Origin of the sequence: Crateriforma spongiae, from assembly GCF_012290005.1 — a bacterium.
Lineage (GTDB): Bacteria > Planctomycetota > Planctomycetia > Pirellulales > Pirellulaceae > Crateriforma > Crateriforma spongiae.
This window is the reverse complement of record NZ_JAAXMS010000002.1, coordinates 250478-269856: the sequence shown is the minus strand read 5'-3', so window position 1 is coordinate 269856 and position 19379 is coordinate 250478. Positions and strand designations below refer to the sequence as shown.

The 19379-nt window shown below is 57.5% G+C and carries 14 protein-coding genes; 6 read left to right on the top strand and 8 right to left on the bottom strand.

Features of this window, described 5'->3' with window-relative positions; genetic code table 11:
• Nucleotides 1-83: 83 nt before the first annotated feature.
• From HFP54_RS05185 to HFP54_RS05175, 3 genes are all read left to right on the top strand, one after another.
• Nucleotides 84-296: a hypothetical protein gene (locus HFP54_RS05185; RefSeq protein WP_168564328.1), complete on the top strand. Its 213-nt coding sequence runs from the start codon at nt 84-86 to the stop codon at nt 294-296.
• Between the two features lie 84 nt (nt 297-380).
• Nucleotides 381-1187 carry a hypothetical protein gene (locus HFP54_RS05180; protein WP_168564327.1) on the top strand — a complete coding sequence of 269 codons (807 nt, stop codon included), beginning with the start codon at nt 381-383 and terminating at the stop codon, nt 1185-1187.
• A gap of 409 nt (nt 1188-1596) precedes the next feature.
• Nucleotides 1597-2622: an ROK family protein gene (locus tag HFP54_RS05175; RefSeq protein WP_146410761.1), complete on the top strand. Its 1026-nt coding sequence runs from the start codon at nt 1597-1599 to the stop codon at nt 2620-2622.
• Here HFP54_RS05175 and HFP54_RS05170 read toward each other — a convergent pair.
• The 4 genes from HFP54_RS05170 to HFP54_RS05155 all read right to left on the bottom strand — a co-directional run bounded on the left by HFP54_RS05170 (nt 2619) and on the right by HFP54_RS05155 (nt 13011).
• Entirely contained in the window at nt 2619-3617 is a 999-nt protein-coding gene (locus HFP54_RS05170; protein WP_168564326.1) for a glycosyltransferase family 2 protein, read from the bottom strand. The two genes, HFP54_RS05175 and HFP54_RS05170, sit on opposite strands and share 4 nt — an antisense overlap.
• Before the next feature lie 38 nt (nt 3618-3655).
• Nucleotides 3656-5089 (bottom strand): O-antigen ligase family protein, encoded by a 1434-nt coding sequence (locus tag HFP54_RS05165; RefSeq protein ID WP_168564325.1) that lies wholly within the window; start codon nt 5087-5089, stop codon nt 3656-3658.
• A 432-nt stretch (nt 5090-5521) separates the two neighbouring features.
• Nucleotides 5522-6172: a PEP-CTERM sorting domain-containing protein gene (locus HFP54_RS05160; RefSeq protein WP_168564324.1), complete on the bottom strand. Its 651-nt coding sequence runs from the start codon at nt 6170-6172 to the stop codon at nt 5522-5524.
• Nucleotides 6173-6267: 95 nt separating this feature from the next.
• Nucleotides 6268-13011: an Ig-like domain-containing protein gene (locus HFP54_RS05155; RefSeq protein WP_168564323.1), complete on the bottom strand. Its 6744-nt coding sequence runs from the start codon at nt 13009-13011 to the stop codon at nt 6268-6270.
• Between the two features lie 107 nt (nt 13012-13118).
• Between HFP54_RS05155 and HFP54_RS05150 the strand changes: the two genes are divergently transcribed.
• Nucleotides 13119-13346 carry a hypothetical protein gene (locus tag HFP54_RS05150; protein ID WP_168564322.1) on the top strand — a complete coding sequence of 76 codons (228 nt, stop codon included), beginning with the start codon at nt 13119-13121 and terminating at the stop codon, nt 13344-13346.
• 185 nt (nt 13347-13531) lie between these two features.
• Here the strand turns inward: HFP54_RS05150 and HFP54_RS05145 are convergent, their stop codons facing one another.
• From HFP54_RS05145 to HFP54_RS05135, 3 genes are all read right to left on the bottom strand, one after another.
• Complete coding sequence (locus HFP54_RS05145; RefSeq protein WP_168564321.1) at nt 13532-14608, bottom strand: DUF1559 family PulG-like putative transporter; 1077 nt, start codon at nt 14606-14608, stop codon at nt 13532-13534.
• Nucleotides 14609-14693: 85 nt separating this feature from the next.
• Nucleotides 14694-14978, bottom strand: coding sequence for a hypothetical protein (locus HFP54_RS05140; protein ID WP_146410776.1), 285 nt, complete (start codon nt 14976-14978; stop codon nt 14694-14696).
• On the bottom strand, nt 14947-16020 hold the full coding sequence (locus HFP54_RS05135; RefSeq protein WP_146410778.1) for a DUF1559 domain-containing protein: 1074 nt from the start codon (nt 16018-16020) through the stop codon (nt 14947-14949). Before HFP54_RS05135 ends, HFP54_RS05140 begins: the two co-directional genes overlap by 32 nt.
• Before the next feature lie 274 nt (nt 16021-16294).
• Between HFP54_RS05135 and HFP54_RS05130 the strand changes: the two genes are divergently transcribed.
• Nucleotides 16295-16894 (top strand): hypothetical protein, encoded by a 600-nt coding sequence (locus HFP54_RS05130; RefSeq protein WP_168564320.1) that lies wholly within the window; start codon nt 16295-16297, stop codon nt 16892-16894.
• 54 nt (nt 16895-16948) lie between these two features.
• On the opposite strand, the gene HFP54_RS05125 is transcribed toward HFP54_RS05130, so the two are convergent.
• Nucleotides 16949-17803: an SDR family NAD(P)-dependent oxidoreductase gene (locus HFP54_RS05125; RefSeq protein WP_168564319.1), complete on the bottom strand. Its 855-nt coding sequence runs from the start codon at nt 17801-17803 to the stop codon at nt 16949-16951.
• Nucleotides 17804-17929: 126 nt separating this feature from the next.
• Between HFP54_RS05125 and pyk the strand changes: the two genes are divergently transcribed.
• Nucleotides 17930-19369, top strand: a complete 1440-nt coding sequence (pyk, locus tag HFP54_RS05120; RefSeq protein ID WP_146410784.1) for a pyruvate kinase — start codon at nt 17930-17932, stop codon at nt 19367-19369.
• Nucleotides 19370-19379 lie beyond the last annotated feature (10 nt).

The following is a 19379-nucleotide window of genomic DNA, read 5'->3' as shown; positions in this document are numbered from 1 at the left end:
AGATGTGGTTCAGGTTACCACGATTCCGGGACGCGAATCCGACGCGGTGATCGAACAGCTATATGCGTTGATTTCGACTTGGTTTGGCCTGGCAAGCAGATGCACGCCAAGCGGGCCGATTTCGACTGGCCGTCATCCATCCCGGTGCATTCGCCGATGCCACGCGACGTGGCGTCGGCAATGCACCGGGCAATGACGCAACGCGTGACGCATGGGATCAATCATCGCCGGTGGCAATCACCAGCGCTTTTGTGATCGACCGCGTCACCGCCGCAGGCTGTTGGGTCTTCTTTTGAATTCCGCGTAGGAAGACTGTGGGTTTTAGACGCCGACGGGATTCTGTTCGAACAAGTGTTCCCTTTCAACAAGGAAGTCTGTTTATGCGTACCTTCGCGACACTTGCCATCATTTTGCTGTTGGTCACCCTGGCGGTTCCAGCATCGGCCGATGCCGATTTGGATGCACTGCTGGGCGAATTGTCGTTCGGAGAATCCCAATTGGTCAGCGACAGCGCGATGCCGTCGGACGCTGAAGAAGCCATTGATCAGTTGCCACCCCCGGACGCCAACGTTGCCAGTGAGCAACCGGAGTTGGGCTTTGCCAACGATGGCATGATTGAATCGGATCAAGATGACCTTGCCCTGACAGACCCGATTCCGGCGTCAGGAACACTGGTTCAGCAACAGCCGGCGTATCAGGCAACACCGTCCGTTGAACTGGCACCACAAACCGCCATCGGTCCCGCTGTCGAACAACCGACCGCATTGCCACAGCCGATCGTCTCGGAAAACACCGCCATGGCCGGGGCCGCCCATCAGGCCGGTTGTTCGTGCAATCGGTGCAGTGGACACGGGGCAAACATGCGGGGTCAGGCAAGCTTTGCGGGTTGTAGCTCGGGGCAATGTGGTTCGGCCTATCAATGCACGCCGCACCGCAAGCCGACTCTACCGCCGCCATCGACATTCCAACAGGTGTTCCACAGTCGACCGGCCAACGCTGATCTCTGGGCCGGCTATGAAGCCGAGGCGGCGCATCGCGAAGCACACGCCTACAAACATGTTCGCGGCCAATGCGATTGCTTTAAGAAAAAATCTTGTTTCCTGCACCGGGCGTCGCCGCCGGTGTACCGAGGGTCCTGTGACGAGTGTCAATGTTCGTCAGGGGGCTGTGACTGTTCACACCATTAGCGGGTTGTGAAACCGAAGGGTCGGCGTTCATGAAGGACGCCGACCCTTTTTTCGTTTGATGGGAAACGTCCCGCGGTTGGATGGCCTGCAATGCCGCGTCCCGGGGGACTTTGATCCACCGGCGAAAAAAGGCCGAAAAAAAATTGCCGGCCTGAAAATCCGCTACAGGATTCGGACCGAGGTTGCCGATCAGACTTGTACCATGGATTGGGAGGGTGGAACGATCGGTGCCATCGTTCCAGCAATGATGGGCCATGGTGAGGCAGGGAGGGCTTCACCATGGCCCTTCTCTTTGCGCTAAGGCGATTTCGTCAGTGAATCGACGCCGGGCTGGCTTTTGATCGGCGCCCGATGGGTGTTTAATGAGCGGCTGATCCTGTCGCATGAACCCTGTTGAGCCAGCTACGCCATGTCAGAACCGAATCGCAGCAACGAGAAAGACACCGAAAAGGCGGACAAGTTTTGGATCGGCTTTGATCTTGGTGGCACCAAGATGCTGGCCATCGCCTATGACCAAAATTGGAAGGAACTCGGCCGCCGCCGTCGCAAGACCCGCGGACGTGATTCGTCCGACAGCGGATTGGACCGCATCTGTTCGACGATCGAGCGATTGCTAAACGAAAACGATCTGTCCGCAGACCAGATCGCGGGCATCGGTATCGGTTGCCCTGGACCAATCGATGTGGACAAAGGACGTATCTTGGTCACACCCAACCTGGGTTGGAACAACTTGGACGTTCGTGACAAGTTGAAGAAGCGATTCGATTGTCCGGTGGCCGTGGTCAATGACGTTGATGCCGGTGTCTATGGCGAGTATCGCTTTGGTGCCGCAAAGAAGGCCCGCTGCGTGGTGGGGATTTTTCCGGGAACGGGCATCGGTGGCGGATGTGTGTACCAAGGCCAGATTCTTCAGGGTGCCGGAATCAGTTGTATGGAGATCGGTCACACTCGAATTTCCAGCAGCGATCGTGCAAGCGGTTATGACTTGCCCGGAACGTTGGAAGCTGAAGCCAGCCGATTGACCATTGCCGCCGAAGCGGCCAAGGCGGCTCATCGTGGCGACGCGCCAGCGCTGAAAGAAATTGCCGGGACAGATCTGGCGGAAATTCGCAGCGGTGCGCTATCGGAGTCCATTGAAAAGGGTGATTCCGCGATTCACCACTTGGTGGAAACGGCCGCCGAAACGGTCGGCATTGCGGTCGTCAACATCGTGCACCTGTTGGCACCCGACAAGATTGTGTTGGGGGGTGGCTTGGTCGAAGCGATGGAAGATCTGATTGTCGGCACGGTGAAACGCACTGCACGCAAACGCGTGATGAGCGTTTACCGCGATCGATTCGACGTTGTGCCGGCAAAGTTGGGCGACGACGCCGGGGCACTTGGGGCCGCTGCGTGGGCAGCCAGCACCTTTGGCGACGAATCGGAAGAAGACTAATCGATTCGGGATTGAAAACGTCGTCCGATCCGATTCAAGGTTCGACGTGGATTCCACAACGACGCTGACAGCAATCGCATGCGGCCTCGCAGCGGCCTGTGCCCGTAGATTTCCCCCATCGCGCGTCGATAGTTTGCCAGCGCGATGTTGTCCAACCGCTCGCCGATTGCCTTTGTCACCGGGCGGTTTTTTCGCTGTGATTGAAATTCGGCCAGGTCACATGTCGGTATGCCTTCGCGACGACGCTTGGCTTGGTCGATCGCATAGTCGTAGTGCAGTCGCATTTCTTCCAATCGTCGGCTGCTAAGACTGGTGTCGTGCGCGCGATATAGATACAGACTGTCCGGAACATTCATCAACTTTCCGACTTCTGCCATCCGTAGGAACAAGTCCCAGTCTTCAAAGAACCGGTGTTCCCAGTATCCGCCCACCGCCCGCATGCAATCGGTTCGCATCATGCTGGCGCCATGAACCATCCCGTGGTCGCCTCGTAGCAGTGCACGGTAAATCGAATCGTGGTTTTGCGGCATCGGTACCGGACGTCCCGCGGTACGGTCACCAAAGTACGCAAAGCTGCTGCCCACCATGGACACGTCAGGGTTTGCGTCCAAAGCATCCGCCAAGCGTTCCAAGCGACTAGGGTCCGACCAGTCGTCGGCATCCATTCGCGCTAAGTACTGTCGGGTGCAATGAGCTAAACCGACATTCCCCGCAGCGGCCGTTCCCCGATTGGATTGGGGGATGATTTTGATGCGTGCATCATCGACGCTTTGCAGATATGCCAGGGAATCGTCTGTCGAGCCGTCGTCGACGATGATGAATTCGAAGTCCTGATAGCTTTGGTACAGGATCGATTCCACTGCGTCGACCAAATACGGCATCGCATTGAAAACCGCCATCTGGACGCTAACGCCGGGGCGCAGCGGACCGCTTGCCCCAGATATTCTTGCGAATGTCTGCGGTTCGCTGGTCGACAGTGTTCCGGATGCGGGCACGATGAATGGAAGTCAGGCGGACAAACGATAAATCAGCATCATTGGACCGACGTTTGATCGGAGGGACGCTTCGGTGGATCAACCGAAGCAGACGCGGAACCGGTGAAGTCGGCGTTGCCGACAAGCGATGGCCAGCTTGGCATTCCAAACCTTTTGTCGCTGGCCAAGTTCCCATAGATCACCGGCGCAAACAGTCCGGTCATCCACAGCAACGTGGACGAAAAAGGAAACGTTTCAAAAACGGTGTCTTCGAACATTCCCGAAACAAGGACGTAGGCGGAGATTCCTCGCACGAAAGGCTCATTGGACGTCAGGCCTACCAGCAGTGTCCAGCCGACCAAGACCAACGCAAGAATGCCCGCGAAGATGCCGCCGGAAAACAAACAGTGCAAAACAAGGTTATGCGTGTGCTGGGAAAACTCAGCCAGGAGAATCGGCGCGCTGTTCAAACCCCATCCCGTCCATGGACGCTGGGCAATCAACGACAACGCTTCGGTCCAGATGACAGTCCGCCCCGTCGCAGTGGTCAATTCCGATGCGTCGCCCGTTTTGGTGCCCAGCGAAACAATGGTCGAACCAAAGTCTTCTGCGCCGTTGCCTAGCCCATAAACCAGTATTGCGGCGAAGAAGCCGACGCCGGCCATGGCGGCCAAGATTCGTCCGAACCGACTGGCCGCCAGGTCGATCAGCATCACGATGGTCGATGCCATTCCGGCCGCGATTGCGGTGCGGCTTTTTGTTTCGATTGCCGTCGCGATGGCCAACGCGATTAGGGCATACAGGATCAATCCTTTCTGCGGTGACACCGTCCCGACACGACCACCCCGCAACAAGGCAATGCAAATCACAATCGCAAGCACGGCGACGCGTCCAACGGAGTTGGGGTGTGCTGTGCCTGACATCCGCAAAACAACGGTTTCGCCGATCAGCCGTTCCTCGTAGACGCCGATTTCAGGGACGAACAAATACAGAAACCAAGACACCACCATGTGCATGACCAAACCGGTCAACACCATCAGCACGATGGTTCGCAATGACAGGAACGACAACGCGGTCGGGATGAACAGGACGTAAATGCAATAGATCAATGCAGCGACGCGGCACACATTGGCGACTTCGTCCAAGGCAAACAGTGACGTCCCCAAAAAGACGAATCCCAGTGCGACGAAGAACATTCCGGGCAAACGGGCCAATGCATCGCGGACCCGCCAGTTGGTCAGAAAACCCAAGAAGCCGACGCCACCGGCAATTCCCGACACGACCAGTTTGAGCGCGACCTGCCAGTCCAAACCGACTGAATCGCTCTCCGCCGCGTTCCGGAAGCCCACGTCCAACGGATTGACCAACGCGGCCGCTAAGAGAGCCAACGCGCAGGCCAATGGTGCCAGTGGCGCAGCCAAGACCGCTTCCAACCGCGATTCGGGCGGTGATGGGGCGGAGCTTGACAAAGGGATCGACAGCGGACGACTCATGGGGAAACAGTCTGATTCAAAGCCGTGCCGTGGCCAATGGAAAAGAGGTCCCGGTGGCGAATGTGGGGTGGCCCTGTAGGGGTTGTGCCAGATCTTTGTGGGGACCCAGCCGGCAGACCTGGTCAAGCGTCGCCGCTGACTCCTCTGTGGTGGGGGGCATCAGTATTGATGCGTCCACGCGTCCGGGCAAGCACCTGCGGTGATTCAAAGGTGCGAGGTCATCGGCCATCTTGATTTGCAGACGCTGAGGAAGAATCCCTCATTGATGCGGTCAAAGAGATTCGCGATGCCACCAAGCTTTCGCGTGGAATCGACCGCGTTAGCGCATGAAAAAAGCGGAACTGGTCACTTAGGACCAGTTCCGCCTTGTCAGTTTCGGGCCGAGATCGACGGCGGGCCGACGATCATCCGCGATTGAAGTCGCAGACCCCTTTACTTCTTGGCTGCCGTCTTGCGACGAAGACGCATGCGATAGGCAACGCCACTGCTGATCAGACCCAACGCGGCCAACGACGTCGGTTCGGGAACCGCGGTGATCGAGACACTAGCCGGATTGAAAATGATACCTACCGGATCGATCGCGGCACCACCCACCGCATTGACTCCATCAAAACCGGTGAAAAACGGGGTGATGTCGGCCAACCCGTCGTCAACGGTTCCGATCGGCTGTTCAAGCGTCACGAATTCAGCGCGACCGAACACAAAGCTCGTTGGCCCTTGGACGCCACCTACAAACGTAGCGGCATCAAAGCCACGAATTTCTCCGGGCACACTGTCGTCAACACCGGGAGCCAATTCGATGGGGAGTCCAGTGACGGCAACTTGCTCGGCGTTGACCAGACGCAGTTCGGTCGCATCGTAGACAATGGAAGTCTGGAAACTGCCGACGGAATCACTTGCCAGGAGTTCCATCGAGAAATCGGCGAAGATCGTGCTGTTCGGATCGAACGCATCACCAACGCCAAGTCCGTCAGTGCGTGTCAAAGCAACGCTGATGCTAACTTCTGCACAACTCTGGCGGGCGACTCCCGCGACCAACAGCACTGCCACAAGGCTGGCTGCAGTTTTATGGAAACAAATCATCGAAAGGTCCTATTTGTTGCGAATCAAGAATCAAATGAAAGAGGAAAGGTTTGGGGATAACCGACGGCGTGCATCGGTGAATCCAGTCCTGGGGATCAGGAAGCGGGGGGATCCAGCTGAGTGTTGAATCGCCCTTGAAACGCACCGAAATCGCCGATGCCGATCAGCCCATCGCCGTTGGAGTCCAAAGCGGGGTTGAAGTCCTCGTCGCCATCCTGCTTGTTGAATGAGGCTTGGAAGGGACCAAAGTCTCCAATGCCAACGAGACGGTCACCGTTGACGTCGCCGTAGAACCGGAAGAAGTCATCGACGCGGTCATCGGCCATCGACATGCCACCGGTCACGCCGGTGATCAATTCGCGATTGATCGTCAGTCGATAGTTGCCATCGGTCAGCGAGTTGGTTGCGTTGGCTTCCACCAAGCTTCCGCCGAACGTCAGAATGATTTCCCACTGGCTGGTGGCCGCGTTGAAGACGGCATCCGATGCGGTCACATCGACCATGCCACCACCATTGCCAAGCTTCTCCAGTTCAAACGCACCGGGTTGAACGTTGACGTCTTGATCGAACGACACCGTGACTTCGCTGACCATCGATCGTTGGTCGGTGCCATCGGCGATGACCACATCAGAAACTTGTGGTGCCGTGCCTGCCGGTGCATCGGTGTAATAGATTTCCAAACGCGGGCGTTCGGTGATTTCCGATGCTTCGGATGATTGGAATCCCCAACCATCGGTGCCGCTTTCCCAGTGGTTGACGAACCACCCGTTGTTGTCGGTCGTTCCGTTGACCCAGGCTTGAACATCCGTGGTCACGTCCCAGTCATGGAAACCGCCTTGGACGTTCGGGTTGCGGCTTTCAAAACCGGCTTGGGTATGGAACACGTCGGATGCTTCGGTTCCATCGGTGCTGACGCCGTCGACCAATGTGTTGTACGTGTCGGTGTCCGACCACGTGGTCAGCATGGGATAGAACCGACCGCCATCCCCTTGGGCGTTACTGGTCGTGCTAGCGGTGCGAAGCCGAGCCGAGATGATCTGTGATCCGGCGGGGATTTGGCCGACCGCCTCGCCGATGATGTCATCGAAACGAATCAATGCACCGGAGCTCGGCGAATCGATGAACAGGGTCGTGGCGGCGGACAAGTCGCTATCCGCACCATTGCTGTCGATCTCGGTATCGACCGTGCCTTCGTATCCATCAACGCCGTCTTGGAAACTGACAACGTCCACCGCATCGGCCGGCAACCATTCGATGCTCAGCCGGGGACGATGAGTCGAGTTGGGATCTTCAGACGAGTCGAAGTACCAGCCGTCGCTGCCGCCTTCCCAAGGGATCATGGCCCAGCCGTGGTTGGCTTCACCACTGGCCCAGGCTCGCAGATCAGGCAGAACGCTGAAGTCTAAAAAGCCGGTGCCTGTGGAACCTGACAAGGACTCCGTACCGATGGCGGACTCAAATTCAGTGCGAGCTTCGACGCCATCGGGAACCCCGCCACCGGTCGTGCTTTGATTGACAAGGCCGTCGGTGAAGTAATCCCACGACGCTTGCGACTCATCCCAGTCCTGCAGCATGCGGAACATGCGGGCACCGTCACCTTGTGCATTGGAAGAAGCGCCCAGGTCGGAGTTCAATGTCAAGGTTGCTGATGTGATGATGGATCCGACCGGAATCTGCCCGGGGCCGTCCCCAAAGATGTTTCCGAATCGCAAGACGCCTTGAGAGTTGCTGCTTCCGCTGTCAAAGTCGATCCAGATTCCTGCGGCTGGGTCTTGAACGATATCGGATTGCGACTGGAGCAGACGTGCGTCGTCGGTGCCTTCATAGATCCCATAGCCCCAGTCGACGCCCTCTTGGATCTCACGTGATCGGATGTAACGAAGTTCAACAGTAGTCGCGGCCGCGTCCTTCGATCGTCCGCCGCCATCAACCAAGCTAAAGGTGACTTCACGAGTACCGGGTAGGATTGCACTGTCGGTGTTGTTGAACGTGATCGTCTGCAGCAATCGTTCGGTGATCGCACCGTTGGCCGAGGCGTTCAGGGTGATGACCAGCGGGTTGGTGCCATCGCCACCGGTGAAGGATCCGATCATCGTCCCTTCATAGGTGATGTCCCCACCGCTGACGCCAAATTGGCCCAGGCCCGTGCCTTCGTTCCGGATAGCCAGTTCGTCGGTGGCAACACCGCCGCCGGTGATTTCCACCGTGACGACGGCGCCGTCGACGTTGGCATCGTCGATTTCAATCAAGTCAGTAAACGGTGCAATGCCAACGGGTGAATCGCCAATGCCGAAGTAGGCCGGGCCGGTGCCCAGGTCGATCTCCGGAGCTTCACCGAAACCATTGATGTTGACCGTAACGGTGGCCGTATCGGAACCGCCGAATCCGTCGGTGGCGGTGTAGCTGAAGGTGTCGACAACCGATTCGTCCGAGTACAAGTCGTCAAAGAGGGTGCCCGGTTCGTACAACAGCGTGCCATCGGCATTGATCGTGACGCTTGCTCCCAATGCACTCGTCGCGTCGACCGATTGAATCGACAGCGGTCCGGTAACCGGACGGCTGACCGGCTTGGCGGTGCCGTCAAACGGGACGAACATGAACGTGAACGGCTGGTTTTGGCGACCCAATCCCGGCATGTCGTGGTTGCGGATCAGGAAGCTGCCCGAACCGTCTGACTCGTAAGACAAGTAGTTGTCTTCCAATTCGCCATTGTCTTGGTTCGTCAGCACCAACATGCCCGTGTCGGGTGACTGGCCAGGAATGGTCAACTTCCACTGCTGACCACCATCGGTGATGTCTTGACGCTCCAAGGTGAAGTCGCCGATCGCAAGGCTGACCGGGTTGGCCAAGCCCGATCCGGCATTGACGGTCCCGGCGATCAGGTTTTCAGCGTTACGCGGAACGAACAGGAAACTGAAACCGCCGTCTTCGCCATCACCAAAGTCTTGCTGGTTGTCACGCACGGCGACTTCGTACATGCCCGAGCCGGAAATCGCACGCGACGACACAGCGTTGTCGGAGTCTTCATTTCCGATGACGAACAAGAATCCGTCGATTGAGGCATCGGTGACGCCGGGGATAGTGACTTCATAGCGGCCATCGCCGGTACGCACGATGTCGGTCGCGGTCAGTCCGTTTCCGGACATCAAGGCACCACCGGCGTCGACGTGTCCACCGATCCATCCATCGGCAAACGGGAAGTATGCGACCGATACGTCGGCATCGGTGCTAGTGTCCGTCGCAAAGGCTTCGATTGCCAGCGACGTGCCGCCCGAACCGTTCGCAAAGGCCTGCACCAAGCTGGCGTTGGGGCCCGCATCGTCGTGATTTTCGCGGACGGTTGCCAAGGTGATGCCGCTGGCTGGCGCGATCGCACCGCCATCAATTTGGACTTCGACTTCACCAGTCGTACCGGCACCCAGAGTGATCGCGTTGGTGGTCGCACTGGTTTGCGCGACACTCCAGACGCTCGATTCGTCAACCGACAGATTGCCGGCGGCGACGCCTTGGATTGGGCCACGAAGGTCGATGACGTCCGGGTCGGTGTCATTGCCCAGGACCGTCAAAACGGCACCCTTACTGTTTTCTTCGTTCAGGTTGACCGTGTCGTCGACAGCGTCGGGATCGCGGTTAGGACCTTGAACGGTTACCGTGACGGTTGCGGTCGATGTCCCACCACGACCATCGGTGACGGTGTAGGTGAAGGTGTCTTCGACAAATTCGCCATTGCCAAGCCCGGTGATCGAAGCGTTGCCGGTGGACGGATCGTATTGCAAGGTTCCATCCGGACCGGCCGTGATCGTTCCGCCCAGAGCCGACGTCGTGTCAAACGACGTCATGCTGAAATCGAGATTCTCGACACGTTCAAGTGGCTGATCGAACGGCAGGAAGATGAACTGAACGTCCGGGGTCTCGACGCCTTCGACCGTCAACGGAATCGCATAGTCGCCGGATTGCTTCAATTGAATGCGGAAACTGTTGCCATCGGCGACGGCGACGGTTTGGTGATTGGCCGGGACCTGAGTCGGGATGCCATCAATGGTGGAAAATACCGAACCAGAAGACACGGCGATCAACGCACCGTCATTGGGCGTGTAGCCAGGGATGTTGACCAAGTAATCGCCGGATTGCGAACTGAAGTCAAGCGACGCGCCCCCGAACGACTGGACCAGGCTGACAAAGCCTTCTTGTTCCTGCGTTCGACCGCCGATCAATCCGGCGGTCGACGCCGGGATGTAAACGAAACTGAATGCGTCGTCTTCGAATCCGTCGATATCGCTATCGCTGTCCATCTGACGGATCTGCCATGTGTTGCCGAACGCCGATGGCATCACCGAAACAATGTTGTCATCGTTGTTTCCGCCGATGGCAAACAGCATTCCGTCGAACGAAGCGTTGGTAACACCGGGGATCGACACCTCGAACAGGCCTGTGCCCAATTTGGTCACGTTCGCTTGGGAAACACCGACGCCGCCTAGCAACGTGCCGTCTGATGCGACGTGGCCGCTGGTCCAGCCTTCCGCGAACGGGAAGAACGCGGCATGCAAAGGTGAGTTTCGCTCGCCACCACCGACACCGGTGTCGGTGGCGAAGCCATAGCTGCTGAACGCTGCATAGGCGTTGACCGTTTGGAACGGATCCGTGTTATCGCGAACGGTGCCCAAGAAGACACCATCGGTCAGCGACAGATCGCTGCCACCACGTCCAACCGCCACGTCACCGCGGTTGGCAGGGCTTTGGATCGTCAAGTCGTTGGGCGCCGCCGTGGTCGCATCCACCGTCCAAACGGTGTCGCCGTTGCCGGTCGCTTCGGGGTTTCCGCCGATGTGAGCGGCGGAAACCGAGAACGGCGAAGTGTCTGGGTGGTAATCGTTGTCAAGGATCGCAATGTCCAGCGGAGTGACTTTGTCTGTCACCGCCACGTCGTCGACTGCGACCACGTCATCATTGTCAACGGGAACCAGGTTGAACGATGCGGACAAGGTCAATGTCAAGCCCGTGCTATCGGTCGCGGTGACCGAGATGGTCGTGGAACCGAATGCATCGGGTGTCGGGGTCACGGTCAACGTGTCGCCAACGATTTCGCCCGAGAACAATCCACCGATCCCGGGATCGAACGAGTAGGTCAGTGAATCCCCGTTGTCCAAGTCATCGAAGATGGCCGCCAGGTCGATCACTTCGGTTTCGTCTTCGTTGATGTCGCGATCCGCCAGTTCGCCGATGGCGATCGGGGCATCGTTGGTTCCACGCAGCGTCACGGAAACCGTTCCGATGGCCGATTCCATGGTCGCCGGGTCGGTGGCTTCGTAGACGAACGTGTCGGTATGGACGTCACCTTCGACCAAAGCAGCCAGGTCAAAGTCGTAATTGATCGATCCGTCGGCGTATACCGAAACCGGAACGCCCCCATCGCTCAGGCCACCCAGCGCGCCCGGTGCATCGGTGGTTGCCCCCAGACTGGTGACCTCCAGATCCGACGTCACACCCAGGTCGTTTTCAAACGGGATGAAGAAGAACACAAAGTCCGTGTCCAAACGTTCTTCCGTGTTGCCATTCCATGCGAACTGGCGGATCAGGATCGACGACGGATCGTTGGGGTCGGCGTCGTAGGTGAAGTAGGTGTTCCGCGGTTCGGTGACCGTCAGGTCATAGTTTTCCATGATCAGGACACCGGAGGTGATGTCGTGACCGGGAACGGTCAGCTTGTACAAGCCGTCGCCTTGCGGCAGCAACGTAAAGTCGCCGAACTCATCCAGCATCGAATTGGTATCGGTGCTGTCGCCATCGACCACACCGCCGATCAAACCTCGCGTGGTGCGAGGGATGTACAGCACATTGAAATCGTCGCCTTCCGAACCACCGATCTCTGCGGCGTTGTCGCGGTGCTGGACGGCCCATTGGTTGTCGCCGATCGGACGAGTCCGGGTGTAGTTGTCTTCGTTGTCGGCTCCCATGCCGAACAAGAATCCGTCGGAGAAAGAATCGTTGACCCCGGGGACGGTCACTTCGTAGACGCCCCCCGAGCCGGTTGCCGACAGGATCCCGTTTCCGTCAGCATCTTTGGCACCCGTCGTGAAGCTGGCACTGCCGTTGAAGGTTGCACCGATCCATCCAGCGTCGTAGGGGAAGAACGCGGCGGAGGTGTCGATGGAAAGTTCGCCGTTGTTCTCTGGTCCCGCCGCGATGGCGATCCAAGTTTCTCCGCCACCTTCGCTGGCATATTGCGGAACGCCCAAATTCACATTGGACGCGTCCACCGGATCGTTACTTCGCAGCGTTGCAATCAACATCCCTTCGGACGCGTCAAGACGGTCGCCGGGGGTCGTCGGGTTCAGCCGGTTGCCGTTGGTCAGCAGGTGGTCGTTGGTGAAGTCGGCGTCGTCATCACGCAGCAAGTCGATGTCGCCGTTGTTCGCGCCGCCGTTGCTGACATCCTCGCGTTCATCATTGAACAGCACCGCGCCTTCAAAGATCGATCGCTGCGGGATTTCCTTCGAAGGATCGTTCGGATCCTGACGCATCGGAATGAACCAATCCGAATCGTTGACCGGAGCCAAATCCGGAAGAGTCGTCAGGTCGACCTCGGCGTTGAACGCCGAGACGGTCTGAGCCTCGTTCCCGGTGCTGTCGTTGATCAGGACGTTGAGGCCTTCCGAGTTGACGCTGGACAGCTCCGTGGAGTCAATCACGTCGTCCAGGACGTTGGCGGCCATCAGTTGGCGGTCTTCCAGGTTCTGGACCAGCAGGCTGCGGCTACGTCGGCTTCGCCGCGATCGCTTCTTGTTTTCTTTTCGTGATCGAGATGCTTTGGCAACGTGAGGCTTCTGCGAGGCGCTCATTGAATGGGGCCTTGAGGGTGAGTCTATAGGATTTGGGGAATCTGACGGTTTGTTGCGGGAGAGTACCCGCTGCGTCTTTCCCTGCAAGAAACAAAGACGGTGACGACATGCCCCCCATCCCCCACGGGATGCGTGTTCGTTTGTTGACGGCTATCCGCGTTCAGAGCAGAAAACACGGGGAAACTGAAAGTGCCTCAAGACTTTCTGTGCTCAATCGTCGCGGAACCTTTATGGAATTCTCATCTTTGTATGTGAGTGTCAGTGGTGAGTTTTATAAGGATCTGGTTACGACGGATGCCTTCTCGTTCTCTGATCCCGACTGGATTCAAAAATAGTGATGGTGGCCATTCTTTGGCCGGGTCTATGTGGTGCTGGATTATCAGGTCAGCTTGGGAAGGTTGTTCCGTTCTCGTGCCTGATCAGACAGGCCTGCGGGCCTGGCGCATAAAGAACCTCAAGCTCGAAACACAAGCTTGAGGTCATGATCGATGGATTGAATGACGATTCAGTCGACGCCTTCTTATAAAGCTTCTTCGTCAATGGTCGCATCGTCGTCACAGATGCATAGGTACATCCAAACTTCAGGATCAACCATGTAGGAATAGAAATTTACACTTCCGTCCGCTCGGGTCGCATTGAGGCCCTCCGCGTGGGCGGACCCAAAATATCGTCGCCAAGCGGTGCTGCCGGTGGTGCCGGGTTTGTAAGGCGGTGCCTGGGCATCAGGGATGGGCGGGAAGTGAAATCGCAGGTCGTCGACATCCCATCCGGCGTTGTTCCAGCGTTCATTGTCGCCACCGTCAACACCATGCCGATCCTTGGGAAGGCTCTTTTCGCCAAACATAACGGTGTTGGAAAGTCCGTCGGTGATTTCGGATAGCAATCGCTTGGCGCCCAGTGCAGGGTTAACGATCACGCCTTTTCTTCCCGGTGTGTCACCCATGTTGGGTGAACCACGTTCGCTAATTTCAGGGCCTTCGCCCAACGGAGCCTCCGGGATGTCATTGGTGCCGGCGATGGTCGGTCCATGCATGAACCCCGCACACCCTGCGTAGTCAACACGTGCGCGAAGGTTGTTGTTGTAAAGTTTGGGACTGCGGCGTGAAGGGCAATGGTATCCACCGATCGCAACCTTGGCGACATCGTCTTCACCCGCGTTATTGGTGACATAGGGCCAATACGGCGGATCATCGCGGCTTAGTTCATAAACCACTTGCTGTTCCATAAAGGGCAGGATCTTAAAGAAGTGATTCCATCCGCGGCGGGTGGCGGCACGGCAGCAAACCGTCCCACCGTACGTCGGGGCACGTCCGCCGTGGTTTCGGCCGGCATGATTAGGGCTTCCATCCAAGTTGATCGCTTCTGGATCGCCGTCCATCGGACCAGTGGGAAGATGTTTGTAGGCACTTTCGAAATTTAGGGCTGCCAAGCCCATCTGTTTCATGTTGTTCATGCACTGGGTGCGGCGAGCAGCTTCTCGGGCGCTTTGCACGGCCGGCAAAAGCAAGCCGACCAGAACCCCGATAATGGCGATCACCACGAGCAGTTCGACCAGGGTGAAGCCGGCGTGTGGAGGCGGGTTTTTGCGGTGTTTCATGGAATTGGTTTCATGCGAAAATGGGGCGATGGAATTACCATGCCCCAAGACGTGTAAAGTCGATAGCGACCGGTCTGGTCGATGATCAGCCGCCTTCGGCTGCGTCAATTTCTTCGTCGATCTGCTTGATGTAAGCTTCGTCTTCTGCGGACAGCGGTTCATCATTGATGACATCGCCGCCGCCACATCCGAGGCTGGTGACGGTGATTATCCCGGCGATCATGCAGATGCCGAATTTGGCAGGCGTCATCCAGGTTTTTGCAATGTTTAAAATGTTCATTTCTTTTTGTGGTGTTTTACGGTTTGAATGTTGTGATTTGATGAACTTGATCGGGCGTTTATTCGGATTCTTGGATTTGTTCGCCGTCATCGATCACGCATAGGTTTTTCCAAAGTTCTGCGTCGACGGTGTAGGCGTAAAAGTTGACACTGCCATCGCATCGCACGGCATTCAAGCCTTCCGCATGAGCAGCGCCAAAGTATCGACGCCAGGCGGTGCTGCTGGTGGTTCCCGGGCGAAACTCAGGTGCCTGGCGGTCGCTGATCGGGGGGAAGTGCCAGCGAATGCAGTCTTCGTCCCAACCGCTGTTGTTCCACCGTTCGTTGTCTCCGCCGTCGGTGCCATAGCGTTTTTTGGCGATGGATTTTTCTGCGAACATGATGGAATTCGACAACCCGTCGGTGATATCACCTAGGGTTCGTTTGGTCCCAAATCCGGGCCAAACGATTGCACCTTTGCGACCCGGGGTGTCGCCCTGATTGACGTTGGAGCGTTCGTCGCCACGCGGGCCCAGTCCCAAGGGAGGTTCTGGGATGTCATCGGTGTTTTCAATCGTTTCGCCTTGAAAGAAGCCGGCACAGCCCGCGTAATCTAGACGCCCGCGAAGATTATTGTTGTAGAGCTTGGGAGGTCGACGACTGGGACAGTAGTAGTGGCTGATGGCCACCTTGGCGACGTCGTCTTCGCCGCCGTTGTTGGGTTGGTTCGGCCAGAACGGAGGGTCATCCCGCCCGAGGTCATAAACCTGCGGAAGTTCCATGAAGGGCAGGATCTTATAAAACTGGTTGAATCCGCGTCGTGTTGCAGCACGGCAACAGGTGGTGCCACCGTAGGCCGGGGGTGTTTCGCGATAGTTGTATCCGGCGGGGTTTGGTGATCCGCTGTAGTCCACCGCTTCGGGGTCACCGTCCATCGGGCCTTCGGGCAGTTTCTTATAAGCACTTTCGAAATTGAGTGCGGCCAGTCCCATTTGTTTCATGTTGTTCATGCACTGGACGCGTCGAGCGGCTTCCCGTGCACCTTGTACGGCCGGAAGCAATAGCCCGACCAGAACGCCGATAATGGCGATCACAACCAACAGTTCGACCAGCGTAAAACCGCTGGGTCGATTTGTGCGTCTTGAAGAAGACATGAGGTTTTCCAAAGGAATGTGTTTATGGAGATTTGATGAAGTGGCTTGATTCGGCAGCAACCAGTTGCTTCGGTGGTGTTGACAGGCGGGAAAGTTAGTAGCGGCCATCCGGGTGTGCAAAGCCAATTCAGTCTTTTCCGAGAGACTTCACGAGGGCTTCACAATGAAGCACTTTGTTAGGTCTCGATGTTCAAAGGTTGCCGTACTTCTGGTCGCGGCTCTAATGGCTCGCTTCGTGATTCAACGCTCTCTTAGATCCCAAGAAGGTTTGGTTATGCCCCCAAGAGTCCGGCTGGCTGTAATATCGATTTCGTTCTTGTTCGTGTTGTCGACGTTTGTGCAGGCGGGGCAACGGTCCGCTTCGCAGCGGGAGAATCCCGTGTACACCGCGTGGGAGTCTTTTCCTGTCGGGACCAAAGTGGTGGTTCGCTCCGTCACCGAACGCGACGGCAAAAAGCAGATCGAAAAGACGTCCAAAGAACTTTTGGAGAAGACCGATGAGGCTGTGGTGATCGGCCGGACCGTGGTCATGGTTTCCGAGGACGGATCAGAGTCCAAGCTTCCGCAGATGAAGCTGCGTAACCCGCATTACTTCCGTTTGCCGCCGGGGATCGATCCGAAGCGGTTCGGTCAAGCCAAGGGTGTGAAGGAGCAGGGCGAGCAACGTTTGCAGGTCGAAGCTGGCACCTTTGAAACCACTTGGAAAAAGATTGAATCCAAGGTGGAAGCCGGGATCACGTACACGCAGACGTGGTCCAGTAACGAAGTGCCCGGCGGATTGGTCAAGGCGATCAATCGCACGCCGGCGACTGAGGTGGTCAACACGATGGAGTTGATCACGTTGGAGATTCCGGGCCAGTCGTCAACGCAGTAGGACGGATTCGGCAGGCGTCATCGCTTGGCGGCGGTCAAAGAGAGTGCGTTCGGCTTATTTTCCGCTGGTCATGCGCAGCAGAATTCGATCACCCCAAGCCGGAAAGATTGCCCGCAGGATGATCAGTAGCCTTGCTTTGCCGGGCAAGATGATCTCGCGTTTGCGTTTGGCGATGCAATCGATGACGGCGTCGGCGACTTTCTGCGGCGGCAGTCCCTTGATCTTTGCACCACCACCGGGGGCAGCGGCTTCCGGTGGCAGATCGTCTGCCAGCAGTTTGTCGTAGCGATGTCCGGCATCTTGTCGTGCGATCGGTCCTGGGCAAACCAGGCCGACATGCACGTTGTGTTGCCGCATTTCCAGGCTCAGTTGATCGGTCCAGCCGCACAACGCGTGTTTGGCCAGGCAGTAGCCACCCAGGTACCGGGCCGGAATTTTCGATGCAAGCGATCCGATATTGATGACGCTGCCCCGGTTTTCGCGAATCAACGGCAGTAAGGCTTCGGTGCAGATGACGGCCGAGTGGACGTTCATGCGGACCAATTCGTCAATTCTCTGCAAGGTGATCTCACTGGCCAAGCCGCGGTCGCTTTGGCCCACCACATTGACCAAGACATCCAGCCGGCCGAAACGGTCGGAGACGAACTCGGCAAGCTTGGTCACTTCGTCGAGATTGGTCACGTCGCATGCGTATTGGTGCAATTCGGCAGACGGCGCAGCTTTTTCCTCTGACGCCAATTGGTCTGCCGTCAGACGCAACCGCTCGAAGTCTCGGCCCACGATCAAGACGTGGTAGTTTTGATGCAGAAGCGCGCGGGCGATTGCCGTTCCCAGCCCCGCCGAGCCGCCGGTGACCAGGGCGACCGGGGATTCGAAACGCAACGAGGGGGAATCGTGTGGTTGTGTCATCGAAAAGCCTGCGTGCCATGATTGCCAAGCCTGGATTGCCGTGGCGGACTCGCATGATAGCCGTCGACGTTTACATTCATAGAACGGACGAACCGTTTCGCATCTTGCCAGAAAGACCCCGACCCGATGACGCGACCACGATTTGAAGAAGCATCGACCAAGATTGTTGCCACCGTTGGACCGGCCAGTGACAGTGTCGACCGGTTGGCGGAATTGATCGAGGCGGGCGTCGATGTTTTTCGGATCAACACGGCACATGGAACTCGAGAGGATCACGATCGGGTGCTGGCCGCCATTCGCCAGGCAGCCGAGCAGACACGATTTCCCGTCGGGGTTTTGTTGGACTTGGCCGGTCCGAAGATGCGACTGGGGCAGTTGGTTTCCGATCCGCTGCAGTGCGATTGGGACATGCGTGTCAGCTTTGTCCGGGGCGATACACCGGGAGCGCCGAATGAGCTGACCAGCAGTTACAAGCGGTTGATCGACGAATTGGAAGTCGGCGATCGGGTCATGTTGGCCGACGGTACGGTGGCCCTGAAGGTCGAAAAGGTGACAGCCGATCGTGCGGATTGTCGGGTGACCGGACCGGGTGAAGTTCGCAGTCGCCAAGGTATCAATCTGCCCGGCGTGAAGCTTTCCGTTTCGGCATTGCTGCCCAAAGACATCGACAATGTGATTTGGGCGGTGAAGAATGACATCGACTTTATCAGTCTGTCTTTCGTGCGTTCAGCCAGCGACGTGAAGTCGTTGAAATCGCTGTTACAAGGCTATGAATCGGAGGCCTTGGTGATCGCGAAGATTGAAAAGCCTGAGGCGTTGGAAGACCTTGAGAACATCGTGGAAGAATCCGACGGGGTGATGGTGGCACGTGGCGACTTGGGCGTGGAAATCGATGTCGCCGACACGCCGGTCGCCCAAAAACGAATCATTCGCGTTTGTCAGGACAAGATGAAGCCGGTCATCGTGGCGACACAGATGTTGGAATCAATGCACCACAGTCGTCGGCCGACCCGGGCGGAGGCCTCGGACGTGGCCAACGCGGTTCTGGACGGAACCGATGCCTGTATGTTGTCCGGCGAAACGGCCATCGGCGACTATCCCGTCGAAGCGGTCAAGACGATGAATCGAATCATGCGACAGACCGAGCGGCAACTGTTGGGGCTGCAACGTGTCGAGCCACCGGAAAACAACCACGTGCATCCGGTGACCACCGCGGTCACGCTGGCGGCGACGGGGATCGCCGAAACGATCGCCGCGAAGGTGTTGGTGATCGCGACGCACAGCGGTGGGACGGCCTGGGTTAAAAGCAAAAGTGGGATGCGAAGCCTGATCCCGACGCTCGGTGCCAGCGATGATCCGAGATCGGTTCGCAGGATGAGTCTGTTTTGGGGGATCAAGCCGCTGTTGATGCCACAGATTGACGATGCCCAACGACTGATTTCTGAAATCTGTCAGTGGGGTCGGATGCACGACAAGCTGCATGCCGGCGACAAGGTCGTTTTCGTTGCGGGTACCGGTGTGATGAAGCGGGCCAACAATTTCGTGTTGGTTCACACCGTGGAATGAATCGATCGCT